Annotated in this window: 21 protein-coding genes; 9 read left to right on the forward strand and 12 right to left on the reverse strand. The window is 63.9% G+C overall.

All coding sequences use genetic code 11. The features are described from left to right. Nucleotides 1-232: 232 nt before the first annotated feature. Nucleotides 233-724, reverse strand: a complete 492-nt coding sequence (locus tag BI327_RS09265; RefSeq protein ID WP_076859834.1) for a single-stranded DNA-binding protein — start codon at nt 722-724, stop codon at nt 233-235. Nucleotides 725-1,172: 448 nt separating this feature from the next. Between BI327_RS09265 and BI327_RS09270 the strand changes: the two genes are divergently transcribed. The 5 genes from BI327_RS09270 to BI327_RS42250 all read left to right on the forward strand — a co-directional run bounded on the left by BI327_RS09270 (nt 1,173) and on the right by BI327_RS42250 (nt 8,106). Further along, a complete protein-coding gene (locus BI327_RS09270) occupies nt 1,173-1,916 on the forward strand; it encodes an outer membrane protein (RefSeq protein ID WP_076860703.1) in 744 nt (247 codons plus the stop codon). A 432-nt stretch (nt 1,917-2,348) separates the two neighbouring features. Next, a complete protein-coding gene (locus BI327_RS09275; protein ID WP_076860704.1) occupies nt 2,349-3,008 on the forward strand; it encodes an outer membrane protein in 660 nt (219 codons plus the stop codon). Nucleotides 3,009-3,337: 329 nt separating this feature from the next. Continuing rightward, nucleotides 3,338-6,313 carry an excinuclease ABC subunit UvrA gene (uvrA, locus tag BI327_RS09280; RefSeq protein ID WP_076859836.1) on the forward strand — a complete coding sequence of 992 codons (2,976 nt, stop codon included), beginning with the start codon at nt 3,338-3,340 and terminating at the stop codon, nt 6,311-6,313. Nucleotides 6,314-6,832: 519 nt separating this feature from the next. Next, entirely contained in the window at nt 6,833-7,858 is a 1,026-nt protein-coding gene (locus BI327_RS09285; protein ID WP_159450424.1) for a reverse transcriptase domain-containing protein, read from the forward strand. 110 nt (nt 7,859-7,968) lie between these two features. Next, nucleotides 7,969-8,106, forward strand: coding sequence for a hypothetical protein (locus BI327_RS42250; protein WP_159450425.1), 138 nt, complete (start codon nt 7,969-7,971; stop codon nt 8,104-8,106). Nucleotides 8,107-8,360: 254 nt separating this feature from the next. Here the strand turns inward: BI327_RS42250 and BI327_RS09290 are convergent, their stop codons facing one another. The 4 genes from BI327_RS09290 to BI327_RS09305 form a co-directional block, all read right to left on the reverse strand. Beyond that, nucleotides 8,361-8,816, reverse strand: a complete 456-nt coding sequence (locus BI327_RS09290) for a VOC family protein (RefSeq protein WP_210191182.1) — start codon at nt 8,814-8,816, stop codon at nt 8,361-8,363. A 46-nt stretch (nt 8,817-8,862) separates the two neighbouring features. Continuing rightward, nucleotides 8,863-9,195, reverse strand: a complete 333-nt coding sequence (locus BI327_RS09295) for a PRC-barrel domain-containing protein (RefSeq protein ID WP_076859842.1) — start codon at nt 9,193-9,195, stop codon at nt 8,863-8,865. 439 nt (nt 9,196-9,634) lie between these two features. Beyond that, nucleotides 9,635-10,579, reverse strand: coding sequence for a YVTN family beta-propeller repeat protein (locus tag BI327_RS09300; RefSeq protein WP_076859845.1), 945 nt, complete (start codon nt 10,577-10,579; stop codon nt 9,635-9,637). A 2-nt stretch (nt 10,580-10,581) separates the two neighbouring features. Then, nucleotides 10,582-11,121: an SRPBCC family protein gene (locus BI327_RS09305; RefSeq protein ID WP_076859847.1), complete on the reverse strand. Its 540-nt coding sequence runs from the start codon at nt 11,119-11,121 to the stop codon at nt 10,582-10,584. A 234-nt stretch (nt 11,122-11,355) separates the two neighbouring features. On the opposite strand from BI327_RS09305, the gene BI327_RS09310 reads away from it, so the two are divergent. Next, complete coding sequence (locus BI327_RS09310; protein WP_083741999.1) at nt 11,356-11,697, forward strand: hypothetical protein; 342 nt, start codon at nt 11,356-11,358, stop codon at nt 11,695-11,697. A gap of 189 nt (nt 11,698-11,886) precedes the next feature. Here the strand turns inward: BI327_RS09310 and BI327_RS09315 are convergent, their stop codons facing one another. From BI327_RS09315 to BI327_RS09330, 4 genes are all read right to left on the reverse strand, one after another. After that, complete coding sequence (locus BI327_RS09315; RefSeq protein ID WP_076859849.1) at nt 11,887-12,762, reverse strand: PCC domain-containing protein; 876 nt, start codon at nt 12,760-12,762, stop codon at nt 11,887-11,889. Between the two features lie 4 nt (nt 12,763-12,766). Beyond that, on the reverse strand, nt 12,767-14,425 hold the full coding sequence (locus BI327_RS09320; protein ID WP_076859851.1) for an acyl-CoA synthetase: 1,659 nt from the start codon (nt 14,423-14,425) through the stop codon (nt 12,767-12,769). A 213-nt stretch (nt 14,426-14,638) separates the two neighbouring features. Beyond that, on the reverse strand, nt 14,639-15,040 hold the full coding sequence (locus tag BI327_RS09325; protein WP_076859853.1) for an SPW repeat protein: 402 nt from the start codon (nt 15,038-15,040) through the stop codon (nt 14,639-14,641). A gap of 187 nt (nt 15,041-15,227) precedes the next feature. After that, entirely contained in the window at nt 15,228-16,169 is a 942-nt protein-coding gene (locus tag BI327_RS09330; RefSeq protein WP_076860706.1) for a tetratricopeptide repeat protein, read from the reverse strand. A gap of 101 nt (nt 16,170-16,270) precedes the next feature. On the opposite strand from BI327_RS09330, the gene BI327_RS09335 reads away from it, so the two are divergent. Continuing rightward, nucleotides 16,271-16,543: a GNAT family N-acetyltransferase gene (locus BI327_RS09335; RefSeq protein WP_076859855.1), complete on the forward strand. Its 273-nt coding sequence runs from the start codon at nt 16,271-16,273 to the stop codon at nt 16,541-16,543. 13 nt (nt 16,544-16,556) lie between these two features. Here BI327_RS09335 and BI327_RS09340 read toward each other — a convergent pair whose 3' ends face one another. Both BI327_RS09340 and BI327_RS09345 read right to left on the reverse strand, forming a co-directional pair. Continuing rightward, nucleotides 16,557-17,348: a fumarylacetoacetate hydrolase family protein gene (locus BI327_RS09340; RefSeq protein ID WP_076859857.1), complete on the reverse strand. Its 792-nt coding sequence runs from the start codon at nt 17,346-17,348 to the stop codon at nt 16,557-16,559. 115 nt (nt 17,349-17,463) lie between these two features. After that, nucleotides 17,464-17,877 (reverse strand): DUF3597 domain-containing protein, encoded by a 414-nt coding sequence (locus tag BI327_RS09345; protein WP_076859859.1) that lies wholly within the window; start codon nt 17,875-17,877, stop codon nt 17,464-17,466. A 287-nt stretch (nt 17,878-18,164) separates the two neighbouring features. Here BI327_RS09345 and BI327_RS09350 point away from each other — a divergent pair, with 287 nt between their 5' ends. Beyond that, the gene (locus BI327_RS09350) at nt 18,165-19,076 is read left to right on the forward strand and encodes a DUF2189 domain-containing protein (RefSeq protein WP_076859861.1); all 912 of its coding nucleotides are present in this window, start codon (nt 18,165-18,167) and stop codon (nt 19,074-19,076) included. Between the two features lie 232 nt (nt 19,077-19,308). After that, complete coding sequence (locus BI327_RS09355) at nt 19,309-20,124, forward strand: lytic murein transglycosylase (RefSeq protein WP_076859862.1); 816 nt, start codon at nt 19,309-19,311, stop codon at nt 20,122-20,124. Between the two features lie 95 nt (nt 20,125-20,219). Here the strand turns inward: BI327_RS09355 and BI327_RS09360 are convergent, their stop codons facing one another. Continuing rightward, the gene (locus BI327_RS09360) at nt 20,220-21,215 is read right to left on the reverse strand and encodes an AraC family transcriptional regulator (RefSeq protein WP_076859864.1); all 996 of its coding nucleotides are present in this window, start codon (nt 21,213-21,215) and stop codon (nt 20,220-20,222) included. Between the last annotated feature and the right edge of the window lie 83 nt (nt 21,216-21,298).

The following is a 21,298-nucleotide window of genomic DNA, read 5'->3' on the forward strand; positions in this document are numbered from 1 at the left end:
TGGCGGCCAGACATCGCTCGCCGCAGGCCAATGTAAATATCATTCACATCGACCTGTGTCAAAGTCAGGGGAACCCGCTCCCGCCGTCTCCAGCGATCAGAGAGCGAGCAAGCGATTACCGAGTTATCCTCATAATTCACACGAAGATGTTGCCATCCTGCGCCAAAACGCCGCCCCGCGAAATGATCTTCACCGGACAGCCGCGCAGGGTCTCGGAAATGCGACGTTCAGATCAGAACGGGATGTCGTCGTCCATGTCGCTGTTGCGGCTGCCGCCGCCGGCGGCGACCGAACGGCGCGGCGCCGAGCTGACCGGACCGGACGAGCCAAAATCGCTGCCGCCATCATCGGAGAAGCTGCCGCCTCCACCGCCGCGCCCGTCGAGCATGGTGAGGTTGGAGTTGAAGCCCTGCAGCACGACCTCGGTCGAGTACTTCTCGACGCCGGACTGGTCGGTCCATTTGCGGGTCTGCAACTGACCCTCGATGTACACCTTGGCGCCCTTCTTCAGATACTGCTCGGCGACCTTGCAGAGGCCCTCGTTGAAGATCACGACGCGGTGCCACTCGGTCTTTTCCTTGCGCTCGCCGGTGCCCTTGTCGCGCCAGGTTTCCGAAGTTGCGATGGAAAGATTCGCGATCGGACGGCCGTCCTGCGTCCGCCGGATTTCCGGATCCTTGCCGAGGTTTCCAACCAGGATCACCTTGTTCACGCTTCCTGCCATCGCATCTCTCCACTCAAAAACCGGGCGACCGGACATCGGCCGCCGCTCTCAACCTTCGCCACTTACCTTGCAGGCGCCGTGGATGACCCTATACGCCGGCGCCGGCTTCCCGCCTTCGCCGTCGCGCGGTTATCCACGATAATCAGATATAGCACCGCGGCCGGAAATGTTCCAGTTTTGTTCGCCACAACCAGCCGTAGCGGCGGCCGATGGCCATGCAGCGGCAACCGATTTCGGCTCCGGTCCCCTGCCTGCTCAGCCGTCGTTGAAAAACCATCAACAAATCAATGGCTTGCAGCAGACACACTTCTTCCACGAGTGTGGCTTTTGGGAGACGGCGTTTCCGGTTGAATCAGCGTATAGCTACCACCCATGACGCGGGCGCTCGCGTCTGAGATCGCGCTTCGGGACCATTTGGAAGCCGATTGGGGAGCTGGAAGATTTGATGATGAAGAAGTTTTTGCTCGCTACGGTTGCTCTGATTGCATTTGCGGCTCCTGCTGCGGCCGCCGACCTCGCTGCCCGCCCCTACACCAAGGCGCCCCCGATGATCGCGGCCGTCTATGACTGGAGCGGCTTCTACATCGGCGCCAACGGCGGCTGGGGTTCGAGCCACAATTGCTGGGACCAGGTTCCGGCCGGCATCTTCATTGGATCGGATGGTTGCCATGATGCAACCGGCGGCGTCGCCGGTGGCCAGATCGGCTACCGCTGGCAGGCTGGCGCCTGGGTGTTCGGCCTCGAAGCGCAGGGCGACTGGGCTGACCTGAAGGGCAGCAACAACAGCGCTCTGTTCCCGGGCTTCTTCACCAACCAGTCGAAGATCGACGCCTTCGGCCTGTTCACCGGCCAGATCGGTTACGCCGTCAACAACGTGCTGCTCTACGCCAAGGGCGGCGCCGCGCTGACCGACAACCGCTTCAACACCTACTTCACGCCGACCGGCGTGCTCGTCGGCAGCGCCAGCGACACCCGCTGGGGGGGCACCATCGGCGCCGGCATCGAAGTCGGCTTCGCGCCGAACTGGACCGCCGGCATCGAGTACGATCACCTGTTCATGCAGGACAAGACCTACAACCTCACCGCCCCCAACGGCGTGCTGTTCAGCAGCATCCGTGACCGCCAGGACGTCGACCTCGTCACCGTCCGCGTGAACTACAAGTGGGGTGGCCCGGTCGTTGCGCGCTACTGATCGCGCGAGCGAGATCTGATCCAGACGGAAGGCCGGCCTTGCGCCGGCCTTTTTGTTTGTGCGGGGCGCAGCGCTCCGCAAGCTACACGCCCGCGATCAACAATCGCTCTGAGTGGAAGGACACTTTCCACACCGTCGAGCTCGGCATCAATTACCACTTCAATTCGCCGAGCCTCGTGTCGGTGAAATACTGAGGCGTCGCCGCTCGCGCGCCGCGGCTATGCATCGAAAAACCAGAGCCGGCCTCGCGCCGGCTTTTTCGTTGCGCGTGCGCACGCCGCAACAGGCCCTGTTTTCCGTGCATTGTGGTTTCCCGGATACACAACTTCCAGCATTTCCCTGTAGAAGCACGTGCACGTCGCGCAACACTGCTGTGACACTCCCTTCAGACGTTTGAAGGGACAACAAGAAAATGGGACTGGGTCTTTGAAAATCAGGAATGTTCTGCTGGCATCGGCCGGCATGTTTGCACTGAGCGCTTTTGCACCGGCCATGGCTGCCGATATGGCGGCTCGCGCCCCCTACGTGAAGGCTCCGCCGCCGGCTGCGATCTACAACTGGACCGGCTTCTACATCGGCGGCTTCGGCGGCTATGCCAGCGAGGATTCCGGCAACCCGAAGATGGAAGGCGGCTTCGGCGGCGGCACCATCGGCTACAACTGGCAGGCCGGCAACATCGTGTACGGCCTCGAGGTCGACGCTGCCGGCGGTGACATCGACGCTTCGGCTTCCGCGCTGGGCATCACCGCCCGCAGCAAGATCGACTCCCTCGGCACCGTTCGCGGCCGCCTCGGCTTCGCCGTCGACAAGGTGCTGTTCTACGGCACCGGCGGCTACGCCTGGGCCAACAACGAGCTCAGCGTCACCGCGCTCGGCGTGACTGCCTCGCAGAGCAACTTCCACTCCGGCTGGACCGTCGGCGCGGGCATCGAGGCGTTCATCGCCCCGCAGTGGTCGATCAAGGGCGAGTACCTGTATCGCAGCCTCGGCGGCGAGACCTATTTCGGCATCCCGTCCGGCGACATCAACCTGCACACCGTGCAGTTCGGCGTGAACTATCACTTCGGCGGCCCGATCGTCGCCAAGTACTGAGTTCAAGTACTAAGCTGATCTGACACGCTCAGATCGCACGGAAAGGCCGGCCTCGCGCCGGCCTTTTTGCGTAAGAGCGTTTTCGAGCGAAGTGGATCCCCGGAGCCCCGTTCCGATCCGGTCGGAACGGGAAAAGCTCCGGAGGAACCCGTCCTGCTGACGGCTGCTGCCAACAGGCAAACTATCCGTTGATGGACGCTATTCAGCACTGGAAATTCCCGGCCGTTCTTCCTACGTTCCAGTCTTCACACCCCATCGGCGCAAGCTCCCGGCATCACCGGCGATGCGCGCCCAAAAAGGCGCCCGATCATGCGCCCGGAACTGTCGCTATGGATGAAGTGCTCAAGGCGAAGCGCCAACAGAACGCGGGCTCCTCATCGCGCGCCATCACGATCCGCGGCGCGCGCGAACACAATCTGAAGAACATCGACGTCGAGATTCCCCGCGACAAGCTCGTGGTGTTCACTGGCCTGTCCGGCTCCGGCAAATCCTCGCTCGCGTTCGACACCATCTACGCCGAAGGCCAGCGCCGCTACGTCGAGTCGCTGTCGGCCTATGCGCGGCAATTTTTGGAGATGATGCAGAAGCCGGACGTCGACCAGATCGACGGCCTGTCACCGGCGATCTCGATCGAGCAGAAGACCACCTCGAAGAACCCGCGCTCCACCGTCGGCACCGTCACCGAGATCTACGACTACATGCGCCTGCTGTGGGCGCGCGTCGGCGTGCCCTATTCGCCGGCCACCGGACTTCCGATCGAGAGCCAGATCGTCTCGCAGATGGTCGACCGCGTGCTGGCGCTGCCGGAGGGCACCCGCCTCTATCTGCTGGCGCCGGTCGTGCGCGGCCGCAAGGGCGAGTACAAGAAGGAGCTCGCCGAGTATCTCAAGAAGGGCTTTCAGCGCGTCAAGATCGACGGCACCTTCTATGAGCTGGCGGAAGCGCCCGCGCTCGACAAGAAATTCCCGCACGACATCGACGTCGTGGTCGACCGCATCGTGGTGCGCCCCGACCTCGCCCAGCGCCTCGCGGAAAGCTTTGAGACCGCGCTGAAGCTCGCCGAGGGCCTCGCCGTGATCGAGTATGCCGACGCGCCCGCGGCGGCCGCCACTGAAGACAAGAAGAAGACCGCAAAAATCCACGACAAGAGCGGGCCCGAGCGCATCCTGTTCTCGGAAAAATTCGCCTGCCCGGTCTCCGGCTTCACCATCCCCGAGATCGAGCCGCGCCTGTTCTCGTTCAACAACCCCTATGGCGCGTGCCCGGCCTGCGGCGGCCTCGGCGTCGAGCAGCATATCGACGAGGACCTCGTCATCCCCGACAAGGAGCTGACGCTCGGCAAGGGCGCGATCGCGCCCTGGGCGAAATCGTCCTCGCCCTATTACATCCAGACCCTGACCGCGCTCGGCAAGCACTACAAGTTCACGCTCACGACCAAGTGGAAGGACCTGCCCAAGAAGGTGCAGAACGCGTTGCTGCACGGCTCCGGCGACGACGAGATCAAGTTCTCCTATGAGGACGGCGTCCGGTCCTACGACACCAAGAAGCCGTTCGAGGGCGTCATCACCAACATCAACCGCCGCTACCGCGAGACCGAGAGCGAGTGGGCGCGCGAGGAGCTTGGCAAGTATTTCTCCGACGTGCCCTGCGCCGGCTGCAACGGCCACCGGCTGAAGCCGGAGGCGCTGTGCGTCAAGATCGGCGGCAAGCATATCGGCGAGATCTCCGAGCTCTCGGTCAAGCGCGCCGGCGAATGGTTCGAGACGGTGCCGGAGTCGCTGAATGCGCAGCAGAACGAGATCGCCGCGCGCATCCTGAAGGAGATCCGCGAGCGCCTGACCTTCCTGCTCGACGTCGGCCTCAATTACCTGACGCTGTCGCGCTCCTCGGGCACGCTGTCCGGCGGCGAGAGCCAGCGCATCCGTCTCGCCTCGCAGATCGGCTCTGGCCTGACCGGCGTACTCTACGTGCTGGACGAGCCGTCGATCGGCCTGCACCAGCGCGACAATGCCCGCCTGCTCGACACGCTGAAACGGCTGCGCGACTTGGGCAATACCGTGGTCGTGGTCGAGCATGACGAGGACGCCATTCGCCTTGCGGATTACGTACTCGATATCGGCCCCGGCGCCGGCATGCATGGCGGCCACATCGTCGCCGAAGGCACGCCGGACCAGATCATGCGCAACCCGAAATCGCTGACCGGCAAGTATCTGACCGGCGAGCTTTCGGTCCCGATTCCCGACCGGCGGCCGCCGAACCACCGGCGCACCATCAAGGTCGTCAACGCCCGCGGCAACAATCTGAAGAACGTGTCGGCCGAGATCCCGCTCGGCCTGTTCACCTGCGTGACCGGCGTCTCCGGCGGCGGCAAGTCGACGCTGCTGATCGACACGCTCTACAAGTCGATCGCGCGCAAGCTCAACAACGCCAGCGAGGGCGCGGCGCCGCACGACCGCATCGAGGGCCTCGAGCACATCGACAAGATCATCGACATCGACCAGTCGCCGATCGGCCGCACGCCGCGCTCCAACCCCGCGACCTATACCGGCGCCTTCACGCCGATCCGCGAATGGTTCGCCGGCCTGCCCGAGGCGAAGGCGCGCGGCTACGAGCCCGGGCGCTTCTCCTTCAACGTCAAGGGCGGCCGCTGCGAGGCCTGCCAGGGCGACGGCGTCATCAAGATCGAGATGCACTTCCTGCCCGACGTCTACGTCACCTGCGACACCTGCAAGGGCAAGCGCTACAACCGCGAGACGCTGGAGGTGCTGTTCAAGGGCAAGAGCATCGCCGACGTGCTCGACATGACCGTCGAGGAAGCCGCCGAATTCTTCAAGGCGGTGCCGCGCGTGCGCGAGACTTTCCAGACCCTGCACCGCGTCGGCCTCGACTACATCCATGTCGGCCAGCAGGCCACCACGCTGTCCGGCGGCGAAGCCCAGCGCGTCAAGCTGGCCAAGGAGCTGTCAAAGCGCGCCACCGGCCGCACGCTCTACATCCTGGACGAGCCGACCACCGGCCTGCACTTCCACGACGTCGCGAAGCTCCTGGAGGTGCTGCACGAGCTGGTCGCCCAGGGCAACACGGTGGTGGTGATCGAGCACAATCTCGAAGTCATCAAGACCGCCGACTGGGTGATCGACCTCGGCCCCGAAGGCGGCGACGGCGGCGGCGAGATCGTCGCCTGGGGCCCGCCCGAGGACATCGTGAAAGCGCCGCGCAGCTACACCGGCAAGTTCCTGGCGCCGGTGCTGAAGAAGGCGAACAGCAAGCCGAGGAAGAGCTCAGCGAGCGAGGCGGCGGAGTGAGAATCGAACTGGGGAAAAACTAGACCACGGCTTCCACTCGCGAACAGTTCTCTGTATGTTCGGATTGTTGGGAATCGTTTCTTTTCTGTGACGACCTTCACAACGCCAATTGCTGGGACCGACTTAGCTGACGCGCGCAAGCGTGCCGGCTGCAAAGGTCGCCGACACAACACGTGCGTCATCGACGCAATGGTGTCGCCAACAACGGGCGGAGGTGCCAATGCCTACGGTGCTTAAATTAAAACGGGCTAAGCACATTTGTAACGAGGCCGGAAGCAGCGGGAGGCGGTATCAAAACACCACTCGTTCACTGTTTGTTCTTCTGGCAACTTTTGCCACGTGGACTTACTTTGGCGGGGCTGCGGCGGAGTTTCCCGGTGGGATTGCTCTTGAAGCAGAAGCGACAGCGACAGTCGGGCTGACGCGCGCAAGCGTGCCGGCTGCAAAGGTCGCCGACACAACACGTGCGTCATCGACGCAATGGTGTCGCCACTTCCAGCAGGCTTAGGAAGCACCGGAATGTTTGAACCTAAGCCTGTGGGTAGTGCTGTTCGTATAGGGCAGCCAAAACCCTCGAGAATTTTGTCGAAAAGCAATCTCTTCCATGCTTGGAATTTTTCGCGAGATCGCACAACTCACGCAGCCAGTCCAGGTGTTGACAACGAAACGGCCAAGAACTTCGCCGCAAATCTCGACTCGAATCTGGGCGAGATCAACAAGCGCTTGCGAGAAGGTTCGTTTGGTTTCTCGAAGTTGCGGCCTGTCTTTATTCAGAAACCTGGCTCAGTCAAAGAACGAGTAATTTGCGTTCCGACAGTTCGCGACAGGATAGTTCAGCGAGCGATCGTAAGCTACTTAACAACTTCAGGGAAACTGCCGATCTACAACGCCTCTTCTTTTGGCTTCATTCAAGGGCAAGGTACAGCTAAAGCGATACAGAGAGCCGTAGAGCTCCGCTCAATGTTCGAGTGGTGCATAAAGGCCGACATTGAATCCTTTTTTGACCAAGTGCCGAGGGCATTCCTCAAGCAACGTGTTTCAATTGCTTTGCAAGATCATAGTCTTGTTCCGTTGATACACAACGCGATCGATTGCGATATCAAGGGAACGAAGCAGATCGTAGCGAGAGCGTCGGCTCAAGGAATCAAACCGGGCCTGGGCATCCGCCAAGGCATGCCGCTTTCTCCGATACTTGCAAATCTAACTCTCGCAAAATTTGACCGCTCTGTGGAAGCGAAGCGCATCCCCATGGTGAGATACGCCGACGATATTCTTTTGTTTTTTAGTACCGAAGAAGAGGCACGGAAAGGCCAAGCCTTCGTTGAAGGCCAACTCGGCCAAATCGATCTCAGGCTCTCCGCAACGAAGACAAAGTTGCTCGGGCCGAATAGTAACGTCTTCTTCCTAGGGCTAGAAATTGCGTTCTTAGAAGTGCTCAAGAAGTGCTCAATAAGTATGTTGCACGGGTATCCCGTCCTCAGATCCAGAAAATCAAAAGCCGGCTTGAGGCAGATTTTTCCTACACATCAGCGACCCAATCACTGAGCACACTAACTGAATTGTCGGGGCGGCTATCAAGATCAATTGCGGCATACTTAGGCGTTTATCAATCCGCTCATGATCATTTCATTTTGAAGATGGAATTAGAGAATACCATGAAGACCATACTGTCGAACCTCTACTGCGATATCTTCGGTGAAGATGTTTGCGATGGGCTTGATGAGCGCGCGAAGAAATTCCTCGGCATTGACTTCGATATGCCACAGCCGGCAAGTGACTTGGACTGGTGCTAGGGTCGGGGCCGCCAAATCTCACATTTGAAGCCCGACCTGTCGCGTATCTATTTGCTAACTTGGCCCGCGATCACCTCGTCGATCCCAACGCACCCCTTCCGCGCGATCGTTCCGAGTCGCCCGAACTCGATCCTGCCTTCGTTGAAACCGTCGAGCAAGTAGCCCGCACGAGCGAAGTGATATGCGCGATCTTGTTGGCTGGACACGCTGACGGTTCCCGCGTGTCGCTTCGCTCATGCGAGCTACGGGCTCTACTAGTCTGAATTCCCCCGGTACGTCGCGATCTGCCAGACGTTCGCCCAGCAATCCCGGACCATCGCGCGTCTGTCGCCATAAGGCGTATCCGCGGGGGTCTCGATCGCTTCAGCGCCTGCCGCGATCGCCCGCCGGCAAGTCTCGTCGGCGTTCTGAACATAGACGTAGAGAAAGGCCGGCATTGCCTCGCGCAGGCCACCGCCGTCGCTGATCATGATCATCGAGTCTCCGATGCGCATTTCCGTTGGCGCACCGGACCGGACTTCGCCTTGCGCACCGAAGACGTCTCGCAGAAATGTAGTCAAACCAGCGAGGTCGCGCGTGACAATTCTCGGGATGACGGAAGGCCAGCCAGCGGGCTTGAATTGGGTCATGTGTCTGCCATTGAATACGTAGCCCGGATGAGCGAAGCGATATCCGGGATCACCGGGCGGACACATCGACAGCTCCCGCATGTCGCTTCGCTCATGCGGGCTACAAGACCGCGCCCTCACCTCGACGCTACACCGCCCAATAGTTCGGGTGCGTATACGACTGCGAGCGGTCGCCCCAGTCGAATTCGTCGCCGTCGAACTCGGACGGCCCGGCGCGCAAATCCTCCAGCGTCACCTCGGCCTCGAAGGCCTGCCGCACGGGATCGAAGTGCAGCGCGGTCCATCTGACGGGATGGTGGTGATGGGTACTCAGCACGCCGCCGGTCTTGATGATGGCGTAGGCCACCGTTCCGCTCACCTTGTCGAGCATCAGCCGCTCGATCGACCCGAGCTTGGCGCCGTCGCGTCCATAGACGCAGACGTGCTCGACCCGGTCACTGGGCACCAAGGTATGATGCATGGCATCCTCCCTATTCTCCCCTGTTCCGCGGACATTATAGCACTTGCGCGCGCCGGGTGTGCAGACAAGTAGCCCGGATGAGCGCAGCGATATCCGGGAATCCCTCGTCACATCGTCCCGCATGTCGCTTCGCTCATGCGGGCTGCTTACCTGCGCCTTTCCGAGTCAACGGGTCGCGCGGCGGCGGGCACTTGCACCATTTCGGAATAATAGAAACGTATCACTGAGTTGCCCGACGCGTCAAGTCGCTTTTCCGGGCGCCGGCGGACAACCTGCTCCTTTGCATGGGGTTGTTTTCGATATTTTGGGATGCGTGCCTTTGCGGCGTCGCTTCAGCACGCCGGGCGTGCGGACAATTAGCCCGGATGAGCGCAGCGATATCCGGGATTCTCTCGTCACATCGTCCCGCATGTCGCTTCGCTCATGCGGGCTACGGCCCCTACTCCGTCCGTCTGAGGAACGCCCCGAACGCGCGCGGGCCGTCGCCGACCTTGACCTCGCCGGTCACCTTCATCTCGACGGCATCGATCACGCTGAGCGTGTTGCTCTCCCAGTTCGCGACCAGGATCCGCTGGCCGTCGGCGGTCGCCTCGATGCCTTCGGGGTAATCGCCGACGGTGATCCGCTTCACGGGCTGCAAGGTCGCGAGGTCGAACACGCTGACCTTGCCGTCATACTGATCGGTGACGAAGCCGCGGCCCTGCGCCAGCGCCACCGCATACGGCCGCAGGCCGACATGGACGCGGCCGATCTCGCGCGCGGTGGCGATGTCGATCACGGAGACGTCGTTGGAGCCGACATTGGCGGTGTAGGCGCGCTTGCCCTCGGCATCGATGGTGACGCCGAACGGGCGGGTCCCGACCTTCACGATCCCTCGCCGCTCACGCGTAGCGGTGTCGATGATCGACACGCTGTCGTCGTCGCGGTCGGCCGACAGCAGCAGCAGCCCGTCCGGCGTCACCGCCAGCCCGGACGGTGATGCGCCGACCGCGATGCTGGCTGTGACACGCTGCTCTTTCGCGTCGATCACCCGAACCGCGGCGGCGTACCAGTCGGCGACATAGACCGTCGCGCCATCGGGGGCGACGGCGATGCCGAGCGGCCCGCCGCCGACCTCGATCCGGCCGACCACCTTTCGCGAGGACGCGTCGACCACCGTCACCGCCTTGGCATCGGGGCTAGTCACATAGGCGAAGCGGCCGTCAGTGCTGACGGCAACGCCCGCGGGCTTGCCGCCGATCGCGATGGTCGCGACCGGATTCGCGGTCGTGAGATCGACCACCGTAAGGTCGTCGCTGAGCTGGTTGGTGACGAACGCCTCCTCGGCGCGCGCGCCCGCGCCGCCGAGGCCGGCGAGCAGCACGACCAGCGCGATCGCGCGCATGGTCAGCTTCCGCTCTCGATCTTCTTCTTCAGCGCTTCGAGCCCGGCCTTGTAGAGCCCGCTCACCGCCTTCACCGCGGCCTCGTCGCTCAATTCCGGCGGCGGGTCGTTGTTGGGAAAGCCGCGGTAGAACGCGCCGGCCCATTCCAGCTTCGACTTGCCGTCCGGCGCCGGCGACACCGTCAGCGTCGAGGAATAGTTGGTGACCGGCAGCACCTTCACGTCGACCGCCGTGATCCGGTACGAATAGCTCATCATCTCGGGCTCGTACTTGTAGAGCTCCTCGTCGACGGTGGCGCCGGGCGCCAAGGTCAACCGCCGCGTGGCGCCGATCTCGTTGCCCTTCTCGCCCTCGGTCTTGCTGACGCCGGCGAGCCAGCTCATGTCCTGGAAGTTGCCGATCACCGCCCACACCTTGGCCTGCGGCGCGTCGATCTCGATGGATTCCCGCACCTTCTGGCGGGTCGGCCCGTGCGCCCACGCCGCCCCCAACACAGCCAATGCCGCCACCACGACGCCAGCTCGCGCGATCGTCAGCCTCATCCTTGCTCTCTCCCGATATGTGTCGGCCATGCGCCGCCTGGCGCGTGCCGCAGTTTATGATCGGGGTTTTAGACCGGATCGAGGACCGGCTGCTTGCACCAGAGTGAAGTCGCGGGCGGTGTCTTCCCCGGCAGGCAAGCCTGCCCGGGCACAGTGATCCGGGAAACAACGGCGGCTCACCCGGTTTATGATAGGAGCCCGCGACAATCCCGGTCCATGCCCCGCAAAGATTAGATGCCCCGCAAAGCCGACATGCCCAGCAAGGCCTACGCCCTCTTCCGCAACGCGATCCTCACCGAACAGCAAGCGGTCTGCATCTATGACGGCCAGCCGCGCGAGCTCTGCCCGCATATCATCGGCCACAACAAGAGCGGTGAAGAGGTCGTGCTGGCCTGGCAGTTCGCCGGCGAGAGTTCGGGCCAGCTTCCGCAATGGCGCTGCCTGCGGCTCGCCCGTGTCAGCGACATCAGCCTGGGCAAGGGCCGCTGGTACGAAGGCGGCTCGCACCAATCCGAGCAGAGCTGTGTCAGCGCGATCGACCTCGACATCAACATCCATGTGCGCAGGCGGCGGTGATGCCTCATGCGGGCGCGTGACCAGCGGGCCGCGCAACACACTCGCCGTCGTCCCGGGCAAGCGAAGCGCGACCCGGGATCCATAACCACAAATGCGAATTGGCTTGAGATGCTGGGGCCGCAGCTCGCCTCAACAACGCTGTCCTGTGGTTATGGGTCCCTGCTTCGCAGGGACGACGCGTGGAGAGAACTACGGCTGCTCCGCCTCCTCCAGCACCTCGAGCACGAGCTCCATCGTCATCAGCACCGGATTGTCGCCGCGCACCAGACGTCCCTCGGCGATGCCGCCGAGGTAATCGACCAGCGCGATGTCGATGGCGGCGCGCAGGCGGCGATTGGCATCGGGCGCGATCTCTCCCGCGGTCACCGCGAGCTCGGTCGCGAACGGCACCACGCTGTGGCCGCCGGTGAGGACGGCGCCGATTGTCGAGCCGACACCGCCATGCAGCCGCGCGCGCAGGATGCCGTGCTGGCGGCAGAAGCCCTCCAGCGCGCAGGCGAAATCCTGGTTCGGGCGCAGCCGCAACGCAAAGGCATGGCTCGTGGTCTTCGCCCCCGCCGGTGCGCTGGCGACCGGACCGAACAGCTTGAAATTGGTCTCGCTGTCGGGCTCGGCCAGGAAGGTCGCGCCGTCGATCCCGAACGCGTTGACCTCGAACGGCTCGGCCACGACGGTCTCGTCCGGCATCATGTGGCCGCCGTTGAAGCGGCCGTCGGCCTCGGTCCACAATCCGTGGCAATGAAAGAACGGCGCGCCGTCGCGTTCGCCGAAGGTCAGCGCGGCGAGCTTGAGCCGCGTGACGCCGTCGGGACGGAACGTGTCGCTGTAGAACGCGGCATTGACGCCGTCCTTCGAGAGCGCCGGCATCACATAGGCGAACGGCCCGAGCGCGCCGCCTTTGGCGCTCAGCACGCCGCCGGAAAACCCCTCCGCCGCGAAGCCGCGTCGCACCGCCTCGAGCAGGGGAATGCCGGCCTCGAGCATGAATGAAAAGGCGCGGCCGCGCGCGGCGGCCCATTGGATGCGCTCCGGGACGGGAGCGCCAGGCTGGGCGATGCTGCGCATCGCCTCACGCGCCCGGCGATTTGGCGATCACCTCGAGCAGCCCGCGCGCCTCGAGCTCGTCGCGGATCAGCCGCTTCGGCACCTTGCCGTAGCCGGACTTCGGCAACGCCTCCCAGAAGAAGAAACGCTTCGGCATCTTGTAGCGCGGTACCTTCAGCGCGAGATACGCCGCAAGCTCGGCTTCCGCGACCGCCGCGGTGCCGTCGCGCGCGACGCAGACGGCGACGCCGACCTCGCCCCAGAACGGATCGGGCACGCCGAGCACCGCGACCTCGCCGACCGCGGGATGCGTCAGCAGCTTCTCCTCGATCTCGCGCGGGTAGATGTTGGAGCCGCCGGAGATGTACATGTCGGAGGCGCGGCCGGTGATGTAGACAAAGCCCTCCTCGTCCATGTGGCCGAGATCGCCGGTGCGGAACCAGCCGTCGCGGAACGCCTTCGCATTGGCGTCGGGGTTGTCGTAATAGCCGGCGAACACGCCGGGCCCGATCACGCAGATCTCGCCGGTCTCGTGCGGCTTCAGCTCGCGTCCGTCGTCGCCCTGGATCGAGACCTGCATGCCGGTGCGCTCGAACCCGCAGGTGCCGATCCGCGCATGCGGCCCATCCTCGGGATCGTGCAGGCCGGGCGGCAGCACGGTGATGTTGCCGGTGACCTCGCCGAGGCCGAAATACTGCACCAGCACGCCGCCGAGCTTATGCAGCGCGGCCTTCTGGTCCTCGCGATACATCGGTGCGCCGGCATAGATGATGTAGCGCAGCGAGGAATGATCGTGCTGGTCGGCGGCGGGATGCTCGACCATCATCTTCAGGATCGTCGGCACCGTGAACATGTTGCTGACGCGGTGCTTGGCAATCAGGCGGAACGCCTCGGCGATGTCGAACTTCTCCGACGGCAGCAGGATGGTCGGCACGCCGCGCGCGGTCTGCACCAGCTGATGCACGCCGGCGCCGTGCGACAACGGCGCCACCACCAGCGAGGCGTCGTCCTCGGTGGTGCCGGGCATCAGGTCGGCGAGATGGTTGGTGATCACGAAGGCCATCTGGCCGTGGGTCAGGACCGCGGCCTTGGAGCGGCCTGTCGTGCCGGAGGTGAAGAAGAACCAGCAGGGATCGTCGTAGTCGACGGCCGTGTTCTCGACCACCGCGCTCGCATGCCTGGCGATGACGTCGCCGACGGTCGCCTCGCCGAAGGTGCCTTGCTCGCCGATGCTGTTTTGCTCGCCGATCCGCCAGACGAATTCGAGCGCGGGATTGGCCGCCGCCTTCGCATGCTCGGGGAAATCGGCATGGCAGAGAAACGCCTTGGCGCCGGAGGCCGCCGCCAGATAGGCGACCTCGTCCGGCATCAGGCGGAAATTGGTCGGCACCCAGACCGCGCCGAGCCGGAACGCCGCGAACATCGACCAGAACATCTCGTCGCAATTCTTGGAATGCACCAGGATGCGGTCGCCCTTGACGATGCCGCGTGCGGCCAGCGCCGCCGCCAGCGCCGAGACGTTCTGGTCGATATGGCGCCACGACCAGGCCTTCTCGTTCCAGATGAAGCCCGGACGATCGCCATGGCGGCGGGCGTTCTGGGTCAGGATGTAGGCGAGGTTCATGACCCGGCGCGACACCCGCGCGATCCCGCCGCGCGGCGCGGTAGCCTCCGCCCCGCTCATTGCCGCCCCGCCGAGACGCACAACAGACAGGGCATGGTCAGGACGGACATCGGGGGTTTCCTCGGTCAGAACCGGGCGTCTTCAAGCGCCGCAAGGGGATAGTGCTGCCCGGTTTATCGCCAAGCCGCCGCCCTCGGCAAGGCCCGCCGGGCGCGGCGCGATGATACCGCGCGCCCGGCGGCGGCCAGCCCGTCGGTGCCTGCCCGGGGACCGCTACTGCGGATGCTTGGCGAGTTCCTGCTCGCTCAGGTTCCAGTCCTGCCAGAGCTGCAATGCGCCGATCATGGCGACCAGCGCCCCGAGCAGGATGTGCCAGAGCTGCAGCGCCTGGTCTTCGGAGTAGCCGAAGATGGTCGGCGACGCGATCAGCCAGAGGCCGAGCAGAATGCTCGCCACCTCCTCCCAGCGATGCAGCGCAACATATTCGAGCTGGGCGAGACCCAGCACCAGCATGCCGACCACGAAGCTGTTGAGCACCAGATGGCTGCGCTCGATATCGACGACGTTGCTGACCTGCATCGGAAACCAGGGTGAGACCATGATCAGCACGCCGAGCAGCATGCCGAGCCAGTCCTCCCAGGAGCGGTGAGTGTTGAAGAAGCGATTATCCGACACGACGAACCTCCTTGCGACAAGGGGCATACGTCAGCGGCCGGGTCCCACCACACTGTACCAAACGACCATCGGGCCGCATCAGGGGCGTATGTCTCAGCTCAAGCCTAATCGAATTGCATCGGCCTGCAAGGCCCGATCCGCGCGTGTGCGATGCGGCAAGATCGGCGGCTGCCTGCGCCAGACGTCATTACCCTCCGCCGAGACGCGCCAGCGCCTCCTTGGCGGTCTTCAGATCAGGCTGCAGCTCGAGCGCCTTGCGGAGGTCGGCCGCCGCGCCCTTCTTGTCGCCGAGCCGCAGCTTGGCCTGGCCGCGGTTGTTCCAGGAATAGACGTCGGCGGGATCATATTGCAGCGCCTTGTCGTAATCGGCGATCCCGCCCTTGTTATCGCCCTGAAACAGCCGCATCAGGCCGCGGTTGCGCCAGCCGCGCGCGTCGGTCGGCGCGAGCTTCACTGCCTCGCCATAATCGGCGGCAGCCCGATCGAGCTGCTCGGCGTCGCGATAGACATTGCCGCGGTTGATGTAGGCGAGCACGTTGGGCTCGAGCTTGATCTCGGTGGTGAAGTCGGCGATCGCATGGGCGGCGTCGCGCTTGCGGTAGTAGACGAAGCCGCGATTGCCATAGGCCGTGGAGAGCTGCGGATTGTATTTGATGGCGAGGCTGAGATCGGCCAGCGCGCGGTCGAGATCGCCCTTGTTGATCCAGGCGTCGCCGCGATTGTTGTAGGCCATCGCGAAGCCTGGATCGATCCGGATCGCCTCGTCATAGTCGGCGATGGCATGATCGAGATCATTCTTGAATCCGTAGACGCGGCCGCGATTGGTATAGGCGCAGGCAAAGTCGGGATTGAGCTTGATGGCCTCGTTGAGGTCGGCGAGCGCGGCGTCGAGCTCGCGCTTCTCGGTCAGTCCATGACCGCGGTTGCAATAGGCCCCGGCCAGCCGCTTGCCGGTCTCGGTCTTGCCGTCGATGACCGCGGTGCAGGCGGTCACGCGATCGCCGGGCGCCGTCGTCTGGCCGATGCAGGTCTGCCAGCTCGGGTCATCGGCGGCGGCCGCTGTCGGAGGATGAGGCAGGGTCAGGGCGGCGCCGAGCAATGCGGCGGTCAGGCAGGCCAAAATGCGCATATCGACAATCCACAAATGCCAATTTGCGGGTTGGTCGCGGCTTTGCAGCGGCGGGTTCACGCGCTTAGATCAAACCGAGTGAATCAAATCAGGATTTTGCGATGGCCGTCGTCCGCGACAACAGGGACCAAAACCGCTTCGAACTCGACACCGAGGGCGGCACAGCCTTTGCGAATTACCGGCGGACGCCCTCGGCCGTGATCATCACCCATACCGAGACACCGCGCGCCCTGCGCGGCCGCGGCATCGCATCGGAGCTGGTCAAGGGCGCGCTGGAGCTGATCCGTGCCGACGGCCACAGGGTGATCGCCGGCTGCGGCTTCGTGGTGGACTACCTCGACAAGCATCCGGAATACGCCGACCTGGCGGGCTGAAATCCGCCCGGCGTCAGGCGATCTTGATCGACATGTCGGGCAGGCCCTCGAGCTTGCAGAGCAGCACGTCGCCCTTGACGACCGGGCCGACGTTTTCCGGCGTGCCGGAATAGACGATGTCGCCGGCCTTCAGCTCGAACGCCTCGGAGAGCTTTGCGATCTGCTCGGCGACGCTCCAGATCATGTTCTTCAGATCCGAGCTCTGCCGCACCGTGCCGTTGACCGCGAGCGAGATCGCGCCCTGGGTGAAATGGCCGGTCTTGGTTGCCGGATGGATCGGCCCGAGCACCGCCGCGTGGTCAAAACTCTTGCCGATCTCCCAGGGCTTCTTCTCCGCCGCCATGCCGTTCTGCAAGTCGCGCCGCGTCATGTCGAGGCCGAGCGCGTAGCCGTAGACGTGATCGAGCGCCTTGTCGGCGGGAATGTTGGTGCCGCCGGATTTGAGCGCGGCGACCAGCTCGACCTCGTGGTGGTAGTTCTTGGTCAGCGACGGATAGGGATGATCGGCGACCGTGCCGATCGCGACATTCTGAATCGCATCCGTGGGCTTCTGGAAAAAGAACGGCGGCTCGCGGGTCGGATCGGAGCCACGCTCGAGCGCATGCGCGGCGTAGTTGCGGCCGATGCAGTAGATGCGGCGGACCTGGAACACCTCTGTGGCACCGACGATCGGGATCGTCACGGCCGGGACCGGAAATATCGCCTTCGGCGCGGTCTCGGCATGTGCCGGCGTGGATTGCGCGGCGGCGCCGGCCAGTGCGAGGGCGCCGGTCGCAAGCATGGTCCGGCGATCGAGGTCAGTCACGGAAGTTTTCACGGGGCGTTCTCCTTCTTGTTCGCCGATCTATAGAGGCTCGCCGATCCATAAAAAAGGGCCCGCGCTGGCGCGGGCCCTGGCCTTGTGCGGGACGATGATCCCGTCAGTGCTTGATGTCCGCCGGCAGCACGCCGCCATTGGCCGCGAGCTTGGTCATCACCTGCTTGTGCAGCCAGATGTTCATGCTGGCGGAATCGTTGGTGTCGCCGGTGTAGCCGAGCTCCTTGGCGAGCTCCTTGCGGGCCGACAGGCTGGAGTCGATGTCGAGCGCTTTCATCAGGTCGACGATCGAGGTGCGCCACTCGAGCTTCTCGCCCTTGGCGGCAACGGCCTTGTCGAGAATCGGGGCGACGTCGACGGACTGGGCGGGCGCCGCACCGGCGGGCACTGCAGCAGGAGACGCCGATGCGCTGCCGGATCCGCCGGCGGGAGCTGCGCCGGTGGCCGTTCCCCCGGCGGGCGCTGCGCTGGCGCTGTGGCCGAAGATCGCGCCCATGATTTTTCCGAAAATGCTCATCGTTCGCTCCCAAGAGAGTTGAGATGTGAAGGCCACACGGCAATGCGCCGGCTGACCGAGGTCGCAGTTCAAGTCTATCGCCCCCTCCATAGCTTGCCAATGCGACATTCACTTAAGCGTGAGTGCTTTTGGCGCGGTTTGGGAGTACCCTCACTGCACAGTTCGCGACACGGCCAGTTCCCTGCTCTGTCTTTCGCGTCTGGCTTGCTCGTGATCGCTTCGAGAGGCGGTACGTTTGTGCCCGCTGCCGGGCGCAGAATGCGACCGCCCAGAGGGAGACAACGACCATGGCCACGCAATACCAAGGCAATGTCACATCGGTGACGCAGAGCGGACAAGGCACCGCGTCTGCGCCCATCATCCGCACCATCGGCCTGTCCGATTTGCATCGTGCGCTGCAGCTCGGCTGGGAAGACTTCAAGGCCGTGCCGAGCCACGCCATCATCCTGTGTCTGATCTATCCCGTGCTCGGCATCGTGATTGCGCGCACCGTGCACGGCTATTCCGTGCTGCCCCTGCTGTTTCCGCTGGCCGCGGGCTTTGCCCTGCTCGGCCCGTTTGCCGCGATCGGCCTCTACGAGATGAGCCGCCGCCGCGAGGATGGCGGTGAAGCATCCGCATGGGACGCCATACAGGTGTTCCGCTCGCCGTCATTCGGCGCGATGCTCGGGGTCGGAACATTGCTGTTCGCCCTGTTCGTGACCTGGATCGCGACCGCGCAGGCGATCTACACGGCGGCGTTCGGCTACGCAATCGCGGCCGACATTCCCGATTTTGCCGAACGCGTGCTGACCACCCAGCAAGGCTGGTGGCTGATCGTGGTCGGCTGCAGCGTCGGCTTCCTGTTCGCGCTCGTGGCGCTTTGCATCAGCGTGGTCGCCTTCCCCATGATGCTCGACCGCCAGGCAACCGCCGGCGAGGCCATGGTGACGTCGATGCGCGCCGTCGCGCAGAACCCGGTGCCGATGGCGGCCTGGGGCCTGATCGTCGCGCTGCTGCTGGTGCTGGGTACGATCCCGTTCTTCCTCGGGCTTGCCGTGGTGATCCCGCTGCTCGGTCACGCCACCTGGCATCTCTATCGCGAGGTCATCGTCAAGGATCCGAACGCGCGACCGGTCTTCCCCGAGCCGCGCGAGCGCAAACCCGCCGCGGACTTCCCGGCCAATCTGTTTCCGTGGCGGCGCAGCGATCGCAGCTGAGAGCCGGCTGAACCTGAAGTCGTAAACGTCAAAGCAACCGCCGGCCGATACATTCGGCCGGCGGTTTGTCGTCCCGGACCGTCAAATGGGTGTGAAGTTGGCGTGGCATTTGCAGCGCTACCTGAGATAACGGCTCGATCACGGGCCTTGTTTTGGCCGCTGTTGCCGCGAACATACCCGCCTCCTTTCGCGACCAATCGATGACATCGCAGACTCCGGAGTGAATTGCCTGATGACCTCTCACCTTTCCATTCGCACGCTCGCCATTGGCGCGTGGCTCGTGGCCTCGACCGCGTCGGCGCTGGCCGCCCAATGCGGTACCGGGACGTTCGAGTCCTGGCTCGACGATTTCAAGAAGGAAGCTGCGGCGAAGGGCATTTCGCAGAACGCGATCCAGACCGGATTGAATGGCGTCACGCAGGACAAGGCGATCCTGGCGCGCGACCACTCGCAGCAGGTCTTCAGCCAGACCTTCGAGCAGTTCTCGGGCCGCATGGTGCCGCCGCGGCTCAATCGCGGCTCGGACATGATGAAGCGCTACGGCTCCGTGCTGTCGCGCATCGAGGAGGCCTATGGCGTGCCGGGTGAGATCCTGGTCGCGATCTGGGGGCTGGAGACCGATTTCGGCGTCAACACCGGCAAGTTTCCGACCCTGCGCTCGCTGGCGACGCTGGCCTATGATTGCCGCCGCTCCGACATGTTCAAGGCCGAGCTGATGGATGCCCTGCGCATCGTCGAGCGCGGCGACCTTCCGCCGCAGGAGATGCGCGGCGCCTGGGCCGGCGAGCTCGGCCAGACGCAATTCATGCCGTCGTCCTACATCAAGTTCGCGGTCGATTTCGACGGCAACGGCAAGCGCGACCTCTTGCACAACGTGCCCGACGTGCTGGCGTCGACGGCGAACTTCCTGAAGAGCTACGGCTGGAAGAAGGGCAAAGGCTGGGAGCCCGGCAGCGAGAATTTTGCGGTCATCCAGCAGTGGAATAAGAGCGAGGTGTACGCCAAGACGATCGGCTACTTCGCCACCCAGCTCGCCAAAGCGCCATAAGGTACGTCAAAGGGCCGACTGCCCCAGGCAATCGGCTTATCGCCTTGATCTAAGATTACCTCGCCGTGCTGGGGCGCACGGCGATGCGTTTGCCGTCAGTGGCGCAGCGAAGCGGCGCGGATGTCCGACGGCGTTGCGCCATAATACCGGCGAAACGTCCGATTGAAGTAGGACAGATCGCCGAAGCCCGATTCAAACGCGATCATGCCGATGGTGTCGTCGCTCCGGACCGGGTCCGTCAAGAGGCGATGGGCGTGCGCCAGGCGCTGAGCCAGCACGAATTCCGAGAACGTCGTGTCCGCGCTTTCGAACAGTCTCTGGATGTAACGCGGCGTGAGCCGCAGGCGCGCCGCCACGGCGAGCAAGGTCAGATCGCCGTAGCTGAGATTCTCGGAGATGTCGGCCTTGACCGCGGCGAACCGCGCGGCCGCCAGCCCTCGATCTTCCGCGACCGCCGTCCCGTCCGGACTAGCGCCGACGACCAGCGCCCCAAGGTCGATCAAATGGGTGGCCACGGCCTCGAGCAGTCCGGGTGTCGAAAAGCGATATCCGTCGTCCAATTTCCGAAGGTAAAGCGCGAGCAACCGCAGTGCTTCCGTGTTCGACGGCAAACCACGCATGAGCACGTCGTCGAGATTGGAGACCAGTGGCGCCAACGCCTTGCGGGGCAGCCTGAGCCCGATGAAACGGGCTGGCAATTGCGGGAGGACGGCCATGCGGCCGACTTCCGCGCTCGACATCAGCACGGCTTCACCCGGGCCGAGCGTCACCTCCCGACCGCGTTGTGATGCGTGCATGCTGCCGCTTGTTGCGATCGTCAGGGTGAGGTCGTCAGTGCCGTCGAGCAATTCGCGCGGTCGTACGACCTGCAGATTGGTGCACGCCCAGGATCCGGTGCCAAGGCCAGTGCCAGGGCCGGGCAACTCACGCAACCGCGCTTCGGCATGGAATGCACCTTCGACCAGCGGCTCCGGGTCGAGCCTCATGACCAGCCGTCCGACCTGTTCCCGGAAAATCGCCAATCGGTCTCGTTCGCCCCAATCAGCCGTCGAGAACCGAAATTCGATGATACCTTGCGGCTTCCTTGTCATCGGCACATCCTCGTGGGTGGGGCCCAAGATTCTTGCCATCTGGCCAGCGACTATCGTCGCACGCGCGATGGGGATGGATATTG

Origin of the sequence: Bradyrhizobium mercantei, assembly GCF_001982635.1 — a bacterium.
Taxonomy (GTDB): domain Bacteria; phylum Pseudomonadota; class Alphaproteobacteria; order Rhizobiales; family Xanthobacteraceae; genus Bradyrhizobium; species Bradyrhizobium mercantei.